The sequence below is a fragment of the Variovorax davisae genome, from assembly GCF_030316845.1.
GTDB lineage: Bacteria > Pseudomonadota > Gammaproteobacteria > Burkholderiales > Burkholderiaceae_C > Variovorax > Variovorax davisae.
The window spans coordinates 376,175-394,163 of record NZ_JASZYS010000004.1 but is presented as its reverse complement, the minus strand read 5'-3'; the positions used below and the strand labels follow the sequence as shown (position 1 = coordinate 394,163).

The window sequence follows — 17,989 nt, the reverse complement described above, 5'->3', positions numbered from 1 at the left end:
GCCGCCGACCGCTGGATCAGGTCGGCGCCACGGTCCAGGCCCGCTTCGGCGGGCCTTTTTCGTGGCCGACCGCCGTCATTTCGAGAAGAAGGGGGGTGGGGTCCCGGCCGTCGGCATTTCGAGCCCGAGCGCCCGGCCCATGCGCTGCAGCTCGCCGGACAGCCGTCGCACCTCGGCCAGCGCGGCCTTGTCCCCGGCTTGGAGGCGGTTGAATTCCCTGGCGAAGGCGTCGGTGACCTCGGTCCATCGGTGGAACGCGGGGTTGTCTGCAGGGAGTGGAGAGTCCATTGGGTTGCTCTAAGCCGGCAATTGCCTAATGGGCGGCAATAATGAACGATTTCGAAACTTAAGTACACATCTTTCTGCAATTCGTTGTGTCAACCTCTTTGTGGGTGATGCCGAGCGCCGGCGGCTGACTTACCGTGCGGAACGCTGTCACCACCGAGGAAGCTTCCTCACAGGACAAGGGGAACTTGTCTGACGCCAGGTCAAATTCACGCTGAGTAATGTGTACTAAAATGTTACGCATTCAAATGTGAGCAACCACTAGCGTCAAGGAAAGTCTTGTCCGACTTCGAAGTCTCGACCCTGGCGCAACAACTCCAGCGGCATGCAGCGCTGAGGCCAGCCGCCAGCGCGCTGCTGGCGCCCGGATCGCCCCCGATCAACTACGCGACATTGTTCGCACTGGTCCAGTACGCCCGGCCCTGGCTCGCGTCCCATGGGCTGGCGCCCGGCGCGCGGGTCGCCGTGCTGCTGCCGGCCGGCCTGGAGCGGGTGGTGTCTTGCCTCGCAATGGCCGCCTGCGGGGCCGTGTGCATTCCGCTGCACGCCGGGCTGGCTCCGCCCGAACTGCTCGCGCAGCTCGACGGCGCCCGGGCCGATGCCGTCCTCGGGTTGCCGGGGGACGCCGCAGCCGTCCGGTTGGCACGGACGCTCGGGCGGGCCCCCCTCGCCTTCGACCTGCAGCAGTGGCTCGCCGAGGCAGCGCAGCCCGCGGCCGGCTTCGATGCGCCCGGGCCCGAACCCGGGGACACCGCCTTCGTGCTGACGACCTCGGGCACGACCGGAGTCCCCAAGCGGGTGCCGATCGGACAATGGCCGCTGGTCCATTCCGCGCTCCAGACCGCGCGCCACCTCGCGCTCGGCCCGGAAGACCGCGGCCTGTGCGTGATGCCCGTGTCCCACGCCCAAGGCTTGATCGTCGGCCTGCTGGCGCCGCTCGCCGCGGGCTCGTCGGTGGTCTGCGCGCCCGCCTTCGAGGCCGGGGCGTTCCTGCGCTGGGTGCGCGACTTCCGGCCGACCTGGTACACCGCGTCACCGGCCGTCCACCACGCCATCGTCGAAGCCGCGTCCCGCCACGGCACCGAGATCCCGCCGCACGCCCTGCGCCTGGTCCGCTCGTCGTCTTCGAGCCTGGACGCCGACTTGCAGGACCGCCTCGAGGCCTTGTGGGGGGTTCCCGTCATCCAGGCCTACGGCATCACCGAAACGGCCGGCCAACTGGCGAGCAATCCGCTGCCGCCGCGGGTTCGCAAGCCGGGATCGGTCGGCCGCCCCGTCGGCGTCGAACTGCGCGTGGCCGATGAAGGCGGCCAGGCGTTGCCCCCGGGGCAGCAGGGCGCCGTGATGGCACGCGGGCCTTCGGTGTTCGAGGGCTATGAAGACAGCCCGGACGCGCGCGCCGACATGTTCCAGGACGGCTGGTTTCGCACCGGCGACCTTGGCTGGTTCGACGCCGACGGCTACCTGTTCCTGGCCGGGCGGAGCAAGGAGATCATCAATCGCGGCGGCGAAAAGATCTCCCCGTTCGAGGTCGAGCAGGCCTTGCTGCGTCTGCCCGGCGTCGCGCAGGCCGTGGCCTTCGCGGTGGCGCATCCGACGCTGGGAGAAGACGTCCATGCGGCGGTGGTGCCCGCGGCAGGCAGCGAGGTGGCGGCCCAGCAGCTTCGCGGCGGGCTGTTCGGCGTCATCGCCGACTTCAAGATTCCGGCCTGCATCCACGTGATCGCGCAGATTCCCGTGGGCGCCGGCGGCAAGATCCAGCGCCAGAGTCTTCGGGATCAGCTCGGCGTCCTGCCCGGCCCGGCACCCGCCGATGCGCCCCTGACGCCCCTGCAGGGGCAGGTCGCCGCCCTCTTCGCGCAGGTCCTGGACCGCAGGGCGGTCGGCCTCGATGCCAACTTCCTCGCCATCGGGGGAGACTCCCTGTCGGCGGCGCGGCTGGTCCTGCAGGTCAACCACGCCTGGGGCCTGGACCTCCCCGCATCGGCGCTGCTGCAGCAGCCGACAGTCACGACATTCGCCACCGCGCTGCAGGCCGCCATCGACGACGCCGATGCCCTGAGCGCTTCATTCCAGTCCGAACTGGACACCCTCAGCGACGAAGAAGCGGCGCAGCTGCTCGACGACCCATTCGAACCACGATGAACACAGCCTCGGCCTCGACCGACCAGGACCCCCTCCTTCCGGCGAGCCCCGAAGCGCGGCGACGCGTCCTGGCGCGCAAGCTCCAGCAACGCGCCCAGGCCGCCGCCGCGGCAAAGCCGGCCCCGGCCGATGGCGCCCCCTTGTCGTTCCAGCAGGAAGGCTTGTGGTTTCTCGACCAGATGGCCCCCGGGGGCGCGCCGTACATCATCCATTCGGCGACCCGGCATCGCGGCCCCCTGGACGCCGACCGGCTCGAACGCAGCCTGCGCACGCTGATCGCGCGCCACGACAGCCTGCGCACCGAGTTCCATGGCGCCGGACAGGCGCCGCCCAGGCAGAAGGTCCTGGCGGTGCCGGCGGCGCAGCAGCGATTCGGCCTGCGACGGGTCGCCCTCACGCCGGCCGACGCCGCCGAGACCGCGCTGCAGGCGCGCATCGGCGCCAGCATCGCCCGGCCCTTCGACCTCTCGAGCGCCCCGCTGCTGCGTGCGGAGCTGTTGCGGATCGCGCCCGACGACCATGTGCTGGTGCTGGTGGTGCACCACATCGTGGCCGACGGCTGGTCCATGAGCGTGATCCGCCGCGAGCTCGGCCAGCTCTATGCCCAGGGCGGCGACGACGCCGGCCTGGCCGCACCGCCGCTGCGCTTCAGCGACTTCGTGCACTGGCAGCGCCAGCGCTTCGAACGCGACGGCCTGCAGGCCCAGCTGGCCTACTGGCGCGAGAACCTGCGCGACCTGCAGACCCTGAACCTGCCGACCGACCGCCAGCGGCCCCTGCAGATGGCCTATGCGGGCCGGACCCTGTCGCAACCCATCGACGGCGCCCTCGCCGCCGCCCTGCGGTCGCTGGCGGCGCAACATGACGCCACCCCCTTCATGGCCCTGCTGGCGGCGTTCAACGCGCTGCTGATGCGCTACACCGGGCAGAGCGACATCGCGGTCGGCGTCCCCGTGGCGGCGCGCAGCGAGGCCCAGCTGCACGACGTGGTGGGCTACTTCGCCAACACGGTGGTGATGCGCAACCACCTCGAAGGCGCAGCGGGCTTCACCGAACTGCTGGAAGGCGTGCGCCGGACCACGCTCGCGGCGCTGACCCACCAGGACATGCCCTTCGACCGGCTGGTGGCGGAACTGAGCCCGCAACGCGATCCCGGCCGGAATCCGCTCTACCAGGTCTCGTTCGCGCTCGAGAGCTTTCCTCATCGCCTGCTCGCACTCGACGGACTCGCGAGCGAGCAGCTCGCCATCCATGCCCGGACGTCCAAGTTCGACCTGTCCCTGACGGTGGTCGAATCCGGCGCCGGGTTCGAGGCCCTGTTCGAGTACCGCACCGACCTGTTCGAGGCGCAGAGCATCGAGCGGCTGGCGACGCACTTCGTCCATCTGCTGCGCGGCATCGTCGACGATCCCGACAGCGCGCTGGATCGCCTGCCGCTGATGGACGCCACCGAGCGCCATCGGCTGCTGGTGGAATGGAACCAGCGGCTTCCCGCCGTGGCGCGCGAGGTGCCGGTGCACGCGCTCTTCCAGGCCCAGGCGCAGGCCACGCCCGAGGCGGTCGCGCTGCGGTCCGGCGAACGCGGCGTGAGCTACCGCGCGCTCGACCTGCTGTCGGACCGGCTCGCCGGCGAGCTGCGCGCGCTGGGCGTCGGGCCCGAGGTCGTCGTCGGCCTCTGCATGCACCGCTGCGTCGGCATGGCGGTGGCGTTGATGGCGATCTTCAAGGCCGGCGGCGTCTTCCTTCCGCTGGACCCGGCCCACCCGACCGAGCGGCTGCAGGCGATGCTGGACGATTCGACGCCCGCCGTGGTGCTGGCCCAGGCGGCGCTGGTCGATCGGCTGCGGGAGCTCGACACCGCCCGGCCGGCCCGGACCCTGGTGGTTCCGGACGATGGCGGCGACCTCCCGCGCGCGCCCGTGGCCGAACCGGCCGCAGCGTCGCGCCCGGAGCAACTGGCCTACCTGATCTACACCTCCGGCTCGACCGGCACCCCCAAGGCGGCGCAGCTGATGCACGGCGGCTTGAGCAACCACGTGCTGTGGATGATCGAGGCCCTGGACCTGACGGCGGGCGACCGCGTGCTGCAGAAGACCTCGTCGAGCTTCGACGCCTCGCTCTGGGAGTTCTTCGCGCCGCTGTGCTGCGGCGCGACCCTGGTCATCGCCGAACCCGACGTCCACCAGGACATGCGCCGGCTCGCCGAGGCGATCCGCGACCAGGACATCAGCGTCGTCCAGTTCGTGCCCTCCGAGTTGCGCGTGCTGCTGGGCGAGCTGGACCGCATTGCGTGCCCGTCGCTGCGCTACGTCCTGAGCGGCGGCGAAGCCATGGACCGCCCGCTCGCCGTGTCGTTCCGCCAGGCCCTGCCGGGCGTGCGGCTCGGCAACTTCTACGGCCCGACCGAGGCCACCGTGGACAGCGCCTGGTACGAGCTCGGCGAGCCCCTGCCCGAGCGCGCGATCGTGCCGATCGGCCGGCCGATCGCCAACGCCCAGCTGTACGTGCTCGACGCCCGGCTTCAACCCCAGCCCGTCAACGTGGCCGGCGAGCTGTACGTCGGCGGGCTCGGCGTCGGGCGCGGCTACCACCGGCGCCCCGAGCTGAGCGCCGAACGCTTCGTGCCCAACCCCTTCCGCCCCGGCGAGACGATGTACCGGACCGGCGACTCGGCGCGCTGGCTGCCCGACGGCGTGGTGGAGTTCATCGAGCGCCAGGACGACCAGGTCAAGCTGCGCGGCTTCCGGATCGAACTCGGCGAGATCGAGTCCGCGCTGGCGGCCTGCGCCGAGGTGCAGGTGTGCGCCGTGCTCCTGCGCGAGGTCGCCGCCGGCCGCAAGGAGCTGGTGGCTTACGTGGTGCCCCAGGGGCCGGCCGATCCGCGCTCCCTGCGCGCGGCGCTGAAGTCCAGGCTGCCCGACTACATGATTCCGAGCGCGTTCGTGCTGCTGCCGGCGCTGCCGCGGCTGGCCAACGGGAAGCTCGACCGGGGCCGTCTCCCCAGCCCCGACGCCGAGGCGTCGACGCTCGACCGGCTGGCGCCGCGATCGCCGATCGAATCCGCCCTGCTGGACATCTGGAGCGACGTGCTGGGCAAGTCGGGCTTCGGCATGCGCGCCAACTTCTTCGACCTGGGCGGGCATTCGCTGCTCGCCACGCAGATCGTGTCGCGGATCCGTTCGACCCTGCGGGTCGAGTTCCCCCTGCGGCAGATCTTCGATCACCCGACGATCGAGCAGATGGCGCAGGCCGTGGGCCGGCTGGCGTCCGGCCCGGCCGCCGACGCCGACGCCGCCGCCGCGCTGGCGCCCATCGCGCCCGTCGCGCGTTCAGGGCCCCTGCCGCTGTCGTTCTCGCAGCGGGGCATGTGGGTGCTGAACCAGCTCGACCCGGAGGGCGCCGCCTACAACATGCGCGACACGATGCGCCTGCGCGGGCCGCTGGACCGTGCCGCGCTGCGCCGGGCCTTCGACCGCCTGGTCGCCAGGCACGAGGCCTTCCGCTCGACCTTCGACCTCGTGGACGCCGAACCCGCGGCCTTCATCGGCGCGGTGCAGCCGGCCAACGTGATCGAGCTCGACCTGTCGGACGTGCCGGCGAGCGAGCGCGAGCGCGCCATGCAAGGCGAGGCCGAGCGCATCGCCAACGCCCCTTTCAATTTGGCGACCGGGCCCCTGCATCGCTTCCTCCTGGTGCGGATCGGGGCCGACGACCACGTCCTGGTCCTGGTGATGCACCACATCATCGGCGACGACTGGTCATGGAACATCCTGCTGCGGGAACTCCAGGACCTGTACGCCGCCGAGCTGCGCGGCGATGCCCCTCCCGCGAGTCCGCGCGCCTTCGACTTCGTCGACTACGCCAGCTGGCAGCGCACCCACATCGGCGACCGCATGCTCGCCGGGCAGACGAAGTACTGGCTGGGCCAGCTGGCCGGCATGAGCCCCCTGCACCTGACGTCCGACACCGCCGCGGTGCAGCGGCACAGCAGCCGCGGCGATCGCGTCCGGCTGGAGCTCTCCGATGGCTGGCTGGCCGAGATCCAGCGCTTCAGCCGCACCCTGGGGCTCACCCCGTTCATGACGCTGCTGGCGGCCTTCCAGGCCATGCTGGCGCGCTACTGCGGGCAGGAGGACATCGTGGTCGGGACGCCCATCGCCGGGCGCATGCGCATCGAGTCCGAGGAAGTGGTCGGCTCGCTGGTCAACACGCTGGCCCTGCGCAGCCAGGTGCGCGCGACGCAGAGCTTCCATGAGCTCGCGCAGCAGGTGCGCGAGACCTGCCTGTCGGCGTTCACGCACCAGGACATCCCGTTCGACTACCTGATGGACAGCCTGCACAAGCAAGGGGCCGGAACCCGGCCCCCCGAGATCCGCGTGCTGTTCAACGTGCTGAACACGCCGCGCAAGCATTCGGCGTTCGAAGGCCTGGAAGTGAGCGTCCTGCGCACGGCGCTGCAGGCGACGCTGTTCGATCTCGAATTGACGATCGACACCGAGCGCGAGCACGCGATCTCGCTGACCTACTCGACCGAGCTGTTCACGCCCGAGACCGCCCAGGCGATCCTGGACAACTACATGCATCTGCTCGGCCGCTTCATCGAGCAGCCGGAGCGGCCCCTGCACGACCATGCGGCCGCCAGCCCTGAAGACCTGGCCCGGCTCGCGGCCTGGAACCGGACCGAGCGCGCCTATCCGCGCGAGCTCAGCCTCCACCGCCTGCTCGAGGCCCGCTGCGATGCGCCCGGCACCGCCATCGTGCAGATGCCCGGCGACAGCCTGGACTACCCGGAACTCTGGTCGCGCGTGCGCCGCCTGGCCCGCGTGCTGCGTGCGCGCGGCGTGCAGCGCGGCTGCCTGGTGGGACTCTGCGTGCAGCGCACGCCGGCGATGGTGGTGGCGCAACTCGCGATCCTGAGCGCCGGCGGCGCCTATGTGCCGCTGGACCCGGCCTACCCGCTGCAGCGGCTGCACGACATGGCGCTCGACGCCGGCCTGACGCTGCTGGTGACCGAGCAGGCGCTCGCGCCGCCGTGGCAGGACCTGGCGGTGCCGACGCTGCTGCTCGACCAGGCGCAGGCGGAACTGCTGGCCCAGCCCGCCACCGCCCTGCCGGCCGATCCGGCGCGCGACGCAAGGCCGCAGGACCCGGCCTACGTCATCTACACCTCGGGCTCCACCGGCAAGCCCAAGGGCGTGGCGGTGCCGCACCGCAGCGTGGTGAACTTCCTGCTGTCGATGCAGCGCGAACCCGGCCTGGCCCAGGACGACGTGGTGGTCGCCGTGACCACGCTGAGCTTCGACATCGCGGTGCTCGAACTGCTGCTGCCGCTGCTCGGCGGCGCCACCCTGGTGCTCGCGACCCGCGAACAGGCCGTCGACGGCGAGGCGCTGCGCGGCCTGCTCGAGCGCTCGCAGGCCACCCTGATGCAGGCCACGCCGGCGACCTGGCGGCTGCTGATCGATGCCGGATGGCACGGATCGCCGTCCTTCAAGGCGCTGGTCGGCGGCGAGAGCCTCAGTCCGCTGCTGGCCTTGCAGCTCTCGGCGTGTACCCGGGAACTCTGGAACCTGTACGGGCCGACCGAGACCACGGTCTGGTCCACCTGCTGGCGGGTGCCGCCGCAGGCGCAGACCATCGCCATCGGCCGCCCGATCGCCAACACCACCATCCATGTGCTCGACGGGCAGGGCAAGCGCTGCCCGGCCGGCGTCTCGGGGGAGATCTTCATCGGCGGCGAAGGCGTCGCGACGGGCTACCTGAACCGGCCGGAACTGACCGCCGAACGCTTCGTCCCCGACCCCTTCGGCAGCGACCCGCAGGCGCGCATGTACCGCACCGGCGACCGCGGGCGCTGGCGCCACGACGGCCTGCTCGAGCACCAGGGGCGGCTCGACTTCCAGGTCAAGGTACGCGGCCACCGCATCGAGCCGGGCGAGATCGAAGCCCGGCTGCAGGCGCATGCCGATGTCTCGCAGTCGCTGGTCATCGCGCGCGAAGACCGCCCCGGCGATGCGCGCCTGGTGGCCTACGTCGTGCTGCGCGGCGGCGAGCTCGACGCCGCGGGCCTCAGGGACCACCTGCGCATCCAGCTGCCCGACCACATGCTGCCGCAGCACTACGTCGCGCTCCACGCGCTGCCGCTGCTGCCCAACGGCAAGGTCGACCGGCACGCGCTGCCGGCGCCGCGGGCCGAACAGCGGCCCCAGGCGAGCGCGGCCGATGCGCCTTCGACGCCGGCGGAGCGCGCCCTGGCCGCGATCTGGTGCGAGCTGCTGGGCGTGGACGGCGACGCCGTCATGCGCACCGACAACTTCTTCGACCTCGGCGGCGACTCGCTCCAGGTCAGCCGGGCCGTGATCGCCTTCCACCGCCTCAGCGCCGTCCGGCTGGAAGCGCGGCGCATGATCTTCGAGTCGCTGGCGCAACTGGCGCGCGGCATCGAACTGCCCGAGGGCGAACCGGTGCCGATCGAGGAACCGGCGAATCAGGCGAAGGGATGGTTCAGGCGGCTGTTCCAGCGCGCCTGATGTGGCTCACGCCGCGCCGATGCCCGCCACCAGGTGATCGACCGGCCGGCCGCCCCGGAGCGCGGCCGTGAAGGCCAGCATGCGGTCGATCGGCACCCGCGCCCGCCGCCCCAGTGCCGGCTCGACATGCACCTCGCCGGCACCCGTCTCCAGCACGTGGGCGAGGCCGGCGAGGCCGTTCATCGCCATCCACGGGCAGTGGGCGCAGCTCTTGCACGTGGCCGAGTTGCCGGCCGTGGGCGCCTCGATGAAGGTCTTGCCCGGGTTCCGGGTGCGCAGCTTGTGCAGCATGCCGCTGTCGGTGGCGACGATGAACTCGCTCGCGTCCATGCGCTGCGCCGCGCCCAGGATGGCCGAGGTCGAACCCACCGCATCGGCCAGCGCGATCACATCGGCCGGCGCCTCCGGATGCACCAGCACGCGGGCCGCGGGGTGCTGCTTCTTGAGCAGCTCGAGTTCGAGCGCCTTGAATTCGTCGTGCACGATGCACGCCCCGCCCCAGCTCACCATGTCGGCACCGGTCTCGCGGCGGATGTAGTCGCCCAGGTGCCGGTCGGGCGCCCACAGGATCTTCTGCCCCTGGGCCGTCAGCGCACGCACCACGTCGAGCGCGCAGCTGGAGGTCACGAGCCAGTCGGCGCGCGCCTTCACGGCGGCGCTGGTGTTGGCGTAGACCACCACCGTGCGGTCGGGATGCAGGTCGCAGAAGCGGGCGAAGTCCTCGTCCGGGCACCCCAGGTCGAGCGAACAGGTCGCGTCCAGGTCGGGCATCAGGATCCGCTTCTCGGGCGACAGGATCTTGGCGGTCTCGCCCATGAAGCGCACGCCCGAGACCACCAGCGTCCGCGCCGCATGGTCGCGGCCGAAGCGCGCCATCTCGAGCGAGTCGCTCACCAGGCCGCCGGTCTCCTCGGCCAGGTCCTGCAGGTCGGGGTGGACGTAGTAGTGCGACACCATCACCGCATCGCGCTCGCGCAGCAGGCGGCGGATGCGCGCCTTCAAGGCCTCGCGCTCGGCCGGCCCGGGCTCGGGCGGCACGCGGGCCCAGGCATGGCGCGTGTCGCAGGACGTGCTGCCGTCGCCGGCGGCCAGCGGCTGCTCGTAGTCGACGTCGATCACCGGGAAAATCATGACGACCCCCACGCTCGGCACTTCGTGTCCTCGCTGCCCCCCGAGGGGGCGCGAGCTTGCTTGGGGCGGCCCGGCGCTGCGCTCATGCCTCGGCCTCCTGGAAGCGCATCGAGAAATCGACCGCCTTGACGTCCTTGGTCAAGGCACCGATGGAGATCCGGTCGACGCCGGTCTCGGCCAGGGCGCGCAGGCCCTCGAGCGTGACGCCGCCCGAGATCTCGAGCATGGCCCGCCCATCGCCGGCGGCATCGTTGCGCCGCACGGCCTCGCGCAGCGTCGCCAGGTCCATGTTGTCCAACAGCAGCATGCGCGCGCCGTGGGCCAGTGCCTCGTCGAGCTGCGCCAGCGTCTCGACCTCGATCTGCACGAACTTCGCCCGGCTCGCGACCCGCGTCGCGGCCCGCAGCGCCGCGCCCACGCCGCCGGTGGCGACGATGTGGTTCTCCTTGATCAGCACCGCGTCGTAGAGGCCGATGCGATGGTTGACGCCGCCACCGGTGCGCACCGCGTACTTCTGCGCCAGCCGCAGGCCGGGCAAGGTCTTGCGGGTGTCGACGATGCGGGCCCGCGTGCCGCGCACGGCGTCGACGTGCAGCGCGGTCTGGGTCGCCACCGCGCTCAGCAGTTGCAGGAAGTTGAGCGCGGTGCGCTCGGCCGTGAGCAGCGCCGGGGCCGCGCCCGCGAGCTCGAGCACGACCTGGTCCGGCGCGCAGCGAGCGCCTTCCTCGACCTGCCAGGTGATCTTCGCTTCGGGGTCGAGCTGCCGCACCACCGCCTCGACCCAGGGCGCGCCGCACAGCACCGCGCCTTCGCGGGCCAGCACCCGGGCCACCGCGCGGCGATCGGAGGCAATCAACGAGGCCGTGAGATCGCCGCCTCCTACATCTTCATCCAGGGCCCGCAGTGCGTCGGCGCGCACCATGGCGGCCCATTCGGCGGCAGAAAAATCGAAGGTACTGTCCATCTTCATCATCGGAAACGCGAGGCCGCGCACAGCAGCGAATGGGCGCGATCGTAGCAGCGATGCCGACGCCGGCCGGCCCGCGCAAATGCACGCAGGCGTAGCGCAAGAGTCGGTTATGGTTCGGCCCGTTTGACATCCGAAGCAAGAGCGACGACCTGTGATTTTTCATGAATTCGACGTGCTCATCGTCGGCAGTGGCCTGGCCGGCCTGAGCACCGCGCTGCACCTCGCGCCCACGCACCGCGTGGCCGTCATCACCAAGCGCGCGATGGACGATGGCGCCAGCCAGTGGGCCCAGGGCGGCATCGCGGCGGTGCTTGCCGAGGGCGACAGCGTGCAGTCGCATGTCGACGACACGCTGGTGGCCGGCGCGGGCCTCTGCGACCTGGCCGCCACCCGCTTCGTGGTCGAGCATGCGCCCGAGGCCATCGCCTGGCTGCGCGGGCTCGGCGTGCCCTTCTCGCTCGAAGACGGCGCGCTGCACCTCACGCGCGAAGGCGGCCACAGCCAGCGCCGCATCGTGCATGCGGCCGACGCCACCGGCGCCGCGGTGCAGCGCACGCTGATCGAGCAGGTGCGCCGCTCGCCCAACATCACGCTGTTCGAGCAGCACACGCTGGTCGATCTCATCACCGGCCGCAAGCTGGGCCTGGCCGACGCCGGCTGCCTGGGCCTGCACGTGCTCGACGAGGCCACCGACCAGGTCCTGAGCTTTCGCGCGCCCCACACCGTGCTGGCCACCGGCGGTGCCGGCAAGGTCTACCTCTACACCAGCAATCCGGACACCGCCACCGGCGACGGCATCGCGGCGGCCTGGCGCGCGGGCTGCCGGGTCGCGAACATGGAGTTCATCCAGTTCCACCCGACCTGCCTGTACCACCCGGATGCCAAGTCCTTCCTCATCAGCGAAGCGGTGCGCGGCGAGGGCGGCCGCCTGCTGCTGCCGGACGGCACCCGCTTCATGCCCGCGCACGACGCCCGCGCCGAGCTGGCGCCGCGCGACATCGTGGCGCGCGCCATCGACTTCGAGATGAAGAAGCACGGCCTCGACTGCGTGCACCTCGACATCTCGCACCAGAGCCCGGCCTTCCTGCAGGAACATTTCCCGAACATCCTGGCGCGCTGCGCCGCGCTCGGCATCGACATCACGCGCGCGCCGATCCCGGTGGTGCCGGCCGCGCACTACACCTGCGGCGGCGTGCTCACCGACCTCGCAGGCCGCACCGACGTGCCCGGCCTCTACGCGATCGGCGAGACCGCCTGCACCGGCCTGCACGGCGCCAACCGCCTGGCCAGCAACTCGCTGGTCGAGTGCATGGTGTTCGCCCGCGCCGCGGCGCAGGCCATCGCCGAGGCACCCCGGCAGCCCCAGGCCGCGCTGCCGGCCTGGGACGACAGCCGCGTCACCGATGCGGACGAGACGGTGGTCATTTCGCACAACTGGGACGAGCTGCGCCGCTTCATGTGGGACTACGTCGGCATCGTGCGCACCAACAAGCGGCTCGAACGCGCGGCCCACCGCATCGCGCTGCTGCAGGGCGAGGTGCAGGAGTTCTACGGCCACTTCCACGTCACGCGCGACCTGCTCGAGCTGCGCAACCTGGTGCAGGTGGCGGACCTGATCGTGCGCTCGGCGCAGGCCCGGCGCGAAAGCCGCGGGCTGCACTTCAGCCGCGACTACCCGGCGCTCGCCGCGCCGGCGGCGCCGACCATCCTCGTGCCGCCCGCCGGCTGACGCGGCCCTTCGTCTTTTCGTCCACAGAGAAAGAGCTTTCTCACCATGTTCCGCACCCTGCTCAAGTCCAAGATCCACCGAGTCGCGGTCACCGACTGCGAACTGCACTACGAAGGCTCCTGCGCCATCGACGAAGACCTGCTCGACGCCGCCGGCCTCGCCGAGAACGAGCAGGTCCACATCTGGAACATCAACAACGGAGAACGCTTCGTGACCTATGCGATTCGCGGCCAGCGCGGCAGCGGCATCATCTCGGTCAACGGCTCGGCCGCGCGCCGGGCCTCGGTCGGCGACCTGATCATCATCGCCGCCTTCGGCCTGGTGCCCGAGGACCAGGTGGCCGGCCATCGGCCGAAGCTGGTGTTCGTCGACGAGGCCAACCGCATCAAGGAAGAGCGCGCCCACATCCCCGTGCAGGCCGCCTCGGGCGAGGCCGTCGCGGCCTGAGCGACCGGCAATGCCAAACCCTGCTGCCGCCGATGCGGCCATCCCCTACGGCACCCTGCCCCCGGCCTCGCCGCCGGCCACGCGCAAGCCGCTGAGCCTGCCGCGGCTGGCCGACATGCATGCGCGCGGCGAGAAGATCGTCATGCTGACCGCCTACGACGCCACCTTCGCCGCCGTGGCCGACGCCGCGGGCGTCGAATGCCTCCTGGTCGGCGATTCGCTGGGCATGGTCTGCCAGGGCCTCGACAGCACCGTGGGCGTGTCGCTGGACACCATGCGCTACCACACCGAAAGCGTCGAGCGCGGATTGCGCCGCGTCCAGGGCACGGCCTGGCTGATCGCCGACCTGCCCTTCGGCAGCTACCACGCGTCGCGCGAACAGGCGCTGCACAGCGCCGCCGTGCTGATGCAGGCCGGCGCCCACATGGTCAAGCTCGAGGGCGGCGGCTGGACCACCGAGACCGTGCGCTTCCTGGTCGAGCGCGGCATCCCCGTCTGCGCCCACCTGGGCCTCACGCCGCAGACGGTGCACGCGCTCGGCGGCTACCGCGTGCAGGCCCGCGGCGGCGAGGCCGCGGCCCTGCTCAAGCAGCAGGCGCATGCGCTGCAGGACGCGGGCGCGGCCATGCTGGTGCTCGAGATGGTGCCCGCCGCGCTGGCCGCCGAACTCACGGCCGAACTGACGCACTGCGCCACCATCGGCATTGGCGCCGGCCGCGGCACTGCGGGCCAGGTGCTGGTGATGCACGACATGCTGGGCGTCGGACTCGGCAAGCTGCCGAAGTTCGTTCGCAACTTCATGGCCGATGCGCCCGGCATCGCCGAGGCCATGCAGGCCTACGTCCGCGCCGTCAAGGACGGCAGCTTTCCCGACGACTCACTCCACGCCTGGTAGGCGCATCGATCATGCACGTCATCCGCACCATCCCCGAACTGCGCGACCACCTGGGCCGCTTCGAGCGCCCCGCCTTCGTCCCCACCATGGGCAACCTGCACGACGGCCACCTGGACCTCGTGCGGCAGGCCGGGCCGCAGGGCGACATCACCGTCGCCAGCATCTTCGTGAACCGCCTGCAGTTTCTTCCGCACGAGGATTTCGACACCTATCCGCGCACCTGGGACAGCGACTGCGAGAAGCTGCGCTCGGCCGGCTGCGACGTGCTGTTCGCGCCCGACGAGCGGGCCCTCTACCCGCAACCCCAGACCTGCAAGGTGCATCCCGACGGCGCCCTGGCCGACATCCTCGAAGGCCACTTCCGCCCGGGCTTCTTCGTCGGCGTCTGCACGGTCGTGATGAAGCTCTTCGCCTGCGTGCAGCCGCGGGTGGCCATCTTCGGCAAGAAGGACTACCAGCAGCTGCTGGTCATCCGCCACATGGTGCAGCAGCTCGCCTTGCCGATCGAGGTCGTGGGCGGCGAGACCCGGCGCGCGGACGACGGACTCGCGCTGTCCTCGCGCAACGGCTACCTGGGCCAGTCCGCGCGCGTCGAAGCGGTGCAGCTGTCGCTCGCGCTGAAGTCCATGGCCGCTGCGGTGCAGGAAGGCGAGCACGACTTCGCCGCGATCGAGGCCCGCGCGATGCAGTCGCTCAGCGCCCGCGGCTGGGAGCCGGACTACATGGTGCTGCGCCGCCGCACCGACCTGCAGGCGCCAACTGCGGGCGAGCCACTGGTGGCCCTGGCGGCGGCGCGGCTGGGCAGCACCCGGCTGATCGACAACCTGGAGATCCCGCCAGCGGCTTGACCGGAAAAGTCTTCCGGCCAAACGGAAGTTTCTCTAAGAATTCAGGAATGGCGTCCGAGCGACGCGGGGTAGATTGGACGCGCTCCCATCTCTACCCCGATCGATCGTGACATCCCAAGGCGAAGTCGCCATTCCGTTCGCGCATCCCGTCTACATCCGCAGCATCGTCGACTGCCTGAACAGCCGCGGCGTCCGGCCCTCCGAGGTACTGGCGAGCGCCGGCCTGGCTTGGCAGGATCTCAGCGACGGCCAGCGGCTGGTCGACTTCTCGGTCTTCCGCCGCTTCGTCACGCACGCCATCCAGCTGAGCGGCGAACCCGCGCTGGGCCTGATGGCGGGCTCGATGCTCCAGCCGTACCACAGCCCGGTCGGCATCGCCGCGGTGACCAGCGACAGCCTGGGCGACGGCCTGCAGTTCGTGAGCCGGCATGCCAGGCTCATCTTCCGCAGCATGAACCTCAAGGTCGAGAACGGGCCGCGCTGGAGCACGCTCAGGGTCAAGCCCACGCGCCCCTTGTGCGAGACCCATGTCTTCGTCATGCAATCGATCCTGGGCGCCTACTGCCGCCTGCTCGAAGCCATCCTGGGACGCCCGGCCGACGAGCTCACGGCAGGCTTGCCCTACCCGCGGCCGGCCGGCAACGACATCCCCTGCCTGCGCTATGTCCGGCGGGTCGAGTTCGACCAGGAGCACCTCACGTTCCAGCTGCCGGTCGAGCTGCTTCGCGTGCGCTCGACCGCCGCCGACGCCGAGGCCTTCCACGAGGCGGCGCAGGCCTGCCGCAAGATGGAGTCGGAGCTGGGGCACGGGGACTTCGTGGCGCGCGTTCGGCGCGCGCTGCTCGAACGACTGACGGCCAATCCCGAAGTCGGCGAACTCGCCACCGACCTGGGCATCTCGGGCCGGACGCTGGCGCGCCGGCTGTCGGAAGCGGGCCTCAGCTACTCCGACATCAAGGACGACCTGCGCAAGACGCACGCCGCCTGGTACCTGCAGCACACCGAACTGTCGATGGAAGCCATCGCATCACAGCTCGGCTACAACGACCCCACCAACTTCAGCCGCAAGTTCAAGTACTGGTACCGCGTGCCGCCGAGCAAGATGCGGCAGGCCTTGCGCGGCGGGCTGCACTAGGCGTCGAGACGCCCCCGGCGGGCCTGCACGCCCCTCGGCCTTTCGTTGACAGGTCCGGCGTAGCCGATGGTCTCGTGGATGCGCGAGAGGATCTCGACGCAACTCTCTTTCAACGCCATGCCGCGCGGGGTGAGCAAGACCTTGCGCGTCGTGCGCTGGAGCAGGGGCGCCGCGAGCATGGTTTCGAGGCGGGAGACGCTTCGACTCACGCTCGACTTGTGGATCTGCAAGGCATCGGCTGCCGACGAGAAGCTGGCAAGCGAGGCGACATAGGCAAAGATGCGGAGATCGTTGAGGTCGATCATGGCGCCCGCACCGGGGTTCGGTGAGACATCATTGTGCATTTGAGACTTCCCCTGAGCTGGAAAAAAAAGGCTGTCCGGCAATGACCGGACAGCCTTTCTGGGACTACCTGCTGGATCGAGGCTTACGCCACGAATCAGAAGGAGTGGCGAATGCCGAGGTCGTAGCCGGTCGAGCTCTTCGGGGTCATCGTGGCACCCGACGAAGTGGTCACGAAGGCCGGGCCGCCCAACGTCAGGTCAGCGCCGTTCTTGTTGCTCACGCGCGCGATCGTCGTGTACAGGGCCGTGCGCTTCGACAGGTTGTGGACATAGCCCAGGGCGAGCTTGTTGGCCTTCGGGTCGTCACGGAAGCCGAACAACTGGTCGATGTACGCGGTGTTCTTGTAGTTCACCGCCGAGTAGGACATGCGGATCAGGCCAGGGCCGACCGGAACAGTCGCGCCGAGCAGCCAACCGTTGGCACTGGGCTCACGGAAGCCGAACGGGTTGGAGACGCCCGCCACCAAGTTCGTCGACGAGTCCACCTTCAGCTTGGCGTTCGAGTACTCGCCGAACAGCTTGACGACACCGAAGTCGTACGAAGCGCCAAGGTTCCAGGTGCTGAGGTTGTCGGTGGTGCCGGCGTAGAAGTTCGAGCCGATGGTGCTTTGGCCGTAGGCGACCGCGACGTCCAGGGGGCCGTTGGCGTAGCCGACGCGGCCACCGATGTAGCGGCCGGCGCGCTCATTGCCATCCGTGGCGGCGTTGCCAGGCGTCAGGCGACCCGGGTCATAGCTGACCTTCTCGTTCATGGCGTACATGAACTGACCGTAGAAACCACCCAGGTTCGGCGGCAGGAAGTAGCCGATCGAGTTGCTGGCGCGGGTGTAGGTCGTGTTGGCGGTGAAGCCTTGCACAGCGCTGCCCGGGGTGTTGTAGCCGTTGGCGCTCGAGATCAGGTTGGTGCCCACGCCATTGGTGCCGAACGGATCGAACACGGTGTCGTTCCAGAACGTCGGGGTGTAGTCACGGCCGAGGCGGACTTCACCGAAGTTGCCGGACAGGCTCACAGTGGAGCGACGCTGCCAGTTCTGACCACCGCCGCCCGCCGTGCCGGTACCGTCGTCGTTGTTCAGAGCGCCTTCGAGCCAGAAGCTGGCTGCCAAGCCACCACCGAGGTCTTCGGTACCACGGAAGCCCAGACGGCTGGAGTTGTAGCCCGAGTTGCGCAGCACGGTCTGGCTGGTCGTGGCGGTGCCACGGTTCACGAAGGTCTGGTTCGCCAGGCTCGCCAGGGTGGGCGTGTTCTTGTCTTCCGACTTGTTCGAGAAGCCGCTGATGGTCGCGTCGACAACGCCGAACAGGGTGACCGACGACTGGGCCGAAGCGATACCGGCAACAGCCAGGGCAGCCAGGGCAACTAGAGATTTTTTCATTGCAAGTTTCTCCAAGGTTAAACATAGGGCTCCGGTACGAAGGGCTTGTCGTGACTGGCACTTGTGCGCCCACCGGACCCCGGGCCAACCTCCTTTTGGGAAGTTGTCTCTATTGCATCAGAGGCCCTTCTTTCGGGCAGCGTCATTCATGCAA

At 70.2% G+C, this 17,989-nt stretch carries 12 protein-coding genes; 7 read left to right on the top strand and 5 right to left on the bottom strand.

From position 1 onward, the window contains the following. Nucleotides 1–75: 75 nt before the first annotated feature. Nucleotides 76–288, bottom strand: coding sequence for a hypothetical protein (locus tag QTI33_RS12250; protein ID WP_286506231.1), 213 nt, complete (start codon nucleotides 286–288; stop codon nucleotides 76–78). Between the two features lie 276 nt (nucleotides 289–564). Between QTI33_RS12250 and QTI33_RS12245 the strand changes: the two genes are divergently transcribed. After that, nucleotides 565–2,430: a non-ribosomal peptide synthetase gene (locus QTI33_RS12245; protein WP_286506229.1), complete on the top strand. Its 1,866-nt coding sequence runs from the start codon at nucleotides 565–567 to the stop codon at nucleotides 2,428–2,430. After that, nucleotides 2,427–8,960: a non-ribosomal peptide synthetase gene (locus tag QTI33_RS12240; RefSeq protein WP_286506227.1), complete on the top strand. Its 6,534-nt coding sequence runs from the start codon at nucleotides 2,427–2,429 to the stop codon at nucleotides 8,958–8,960. The genes QTI33_RS12245 and QTI33_RS12240 overlap by 4 nt, the downstream gene beginning before the upstream one ends. Before the next feature lie 6 nt (nucleotides 8,961–8,966). On the opposite strand, the gene nadA is transcribed toward QTI33_RS12240, so the two are convergent. Together nadA and nadC are read right to left on the bottom strand one after the other, a co-directional pair. Next, the gene (gene nadA / locus QTI33_RS12235; protein ID WP_286506339.1) at nucleotides 8,967–10,091 is read right to left on the bottom strand and encodes a quinolinate synthase NadA; all 1,125 of its coding nucleotides are present in this window, start codon (nucleotides 10,089–10,091) and stop codon (nucleotides 8,967–8,969) included. 82 nt (nucleotides 10,092–10,173) lie between these two features. After that, entirely contained in the window at nucleotides 10,174–11,055 is an 882-nt protein-coding gene (gene nadC / locus QTI33_RS12230; protein WP_286506226.1) for a carboxylating nicotinate-nucleotide diphosphorylase, read from the bottom strand. 157 nt (nucleotides 11,056–11,212) lie between these two features. Here nadC and nadB point away from each other — a divergent pair, with 157 nt between their 5' ends. The 5 genes from nadB (at nucleotide 11,213) to QTI33_RS12205 (ending at nucleotide 16,115) form a co-directional block, all read left to right on the top strand. Further along, nucleotides 11,213–12,790, top strand: coding sequence for an L-aspartate oxidase (nadB, locus tag QTI33_RS12225; RefSeq protein ID WP_286506225.1), 1,578 nt, complete (start codon nucleotides 11,213–11,215; stop codon nucleotides 12,788–12,790). Nucleotides 12,791–12,835: 45 nt separating this feature from the next. Next, nucleotides 12,836–13,237: an aspartate 1-decarboxylase gene (gene panD / locus QTI33_RS12220; protein ID WP_286506224.1), complete on the top strand. Its 402-nt coding sequence runs from the start codon at nucleotides 12,836–12,838 to the stop codon at nucleotides 13,235–13,237. Between the two features lie 10 nt (nucleotides 13,238–13,247). After that, nucleotides 13,248–14,132: a 3-methyl-2-oxobutanoate hydroxymethyltransferase gene (panB, locus tag QTI33_RS12215; protein ID WP_286506223.1), complete on the top strand. Its 885-nt coding sequence runs from the start codon at nucleotides 13,248–13,250 to the stop codon at nucleotides 14,130–14,132. Nucleotides 14,133–14,143: 11 nt separating this feature from the next. After that, nucleotides 14,144–14,980 (top strand): pantoate--beta-alanine ligase, encoded by an 837-nt coding sequence (gene panC, locus QTI33_RS12210; protein WP_286506222.1) that lies wholly within the window; start codon nucleotides 14,144–14,146, stop codon nucleotides 14,978–14,980. 106 nt (nucleotides 14,981–15,086) lie between these two features. Then, nucleotides 15,087–16,115 (top strand): AraC family transcriptional regulator, encoded by a 1,029-nt coding sequence (locus tag QTI33_RS12205; protein WP_286506220.1) that lies wholly within the window; start codon nucleotides 15,087–15,089, stop codon nucleotides 16,113–16,115. Here the strand turns inward: QTI33_RS12205 and QTI33_RS12200 are convergent. Further along, on the bottom strand, nucleotides 16,112–16,420 hold the full coding sequence (locus QTI33_RS12200) for a LysR family transcriptional regulator (protein WP_286506218.1): 309 nt from the start codon (nucleotides 16,418–16,420) through the stop codon (nucleotides 16,112–16,114). The genes QTI33_RS12205 and QTI33_RS12200 overlap by 4 nt on opposite strands. 134 nt (nucleotides 16,421–16,554) lie before the next feature. Continuing rightward, entirely contained in the window at nucleotides 16,555–17,835 is a 1,281-nt protein-coding gene (locus QTI33_RS12195; RefSeq protein ID WP_286506337.1) for a porin, read from the bottom strand. Between the last annotated feature and the right edge of the window lie 154 nt (nucleotides 17,836–17,989).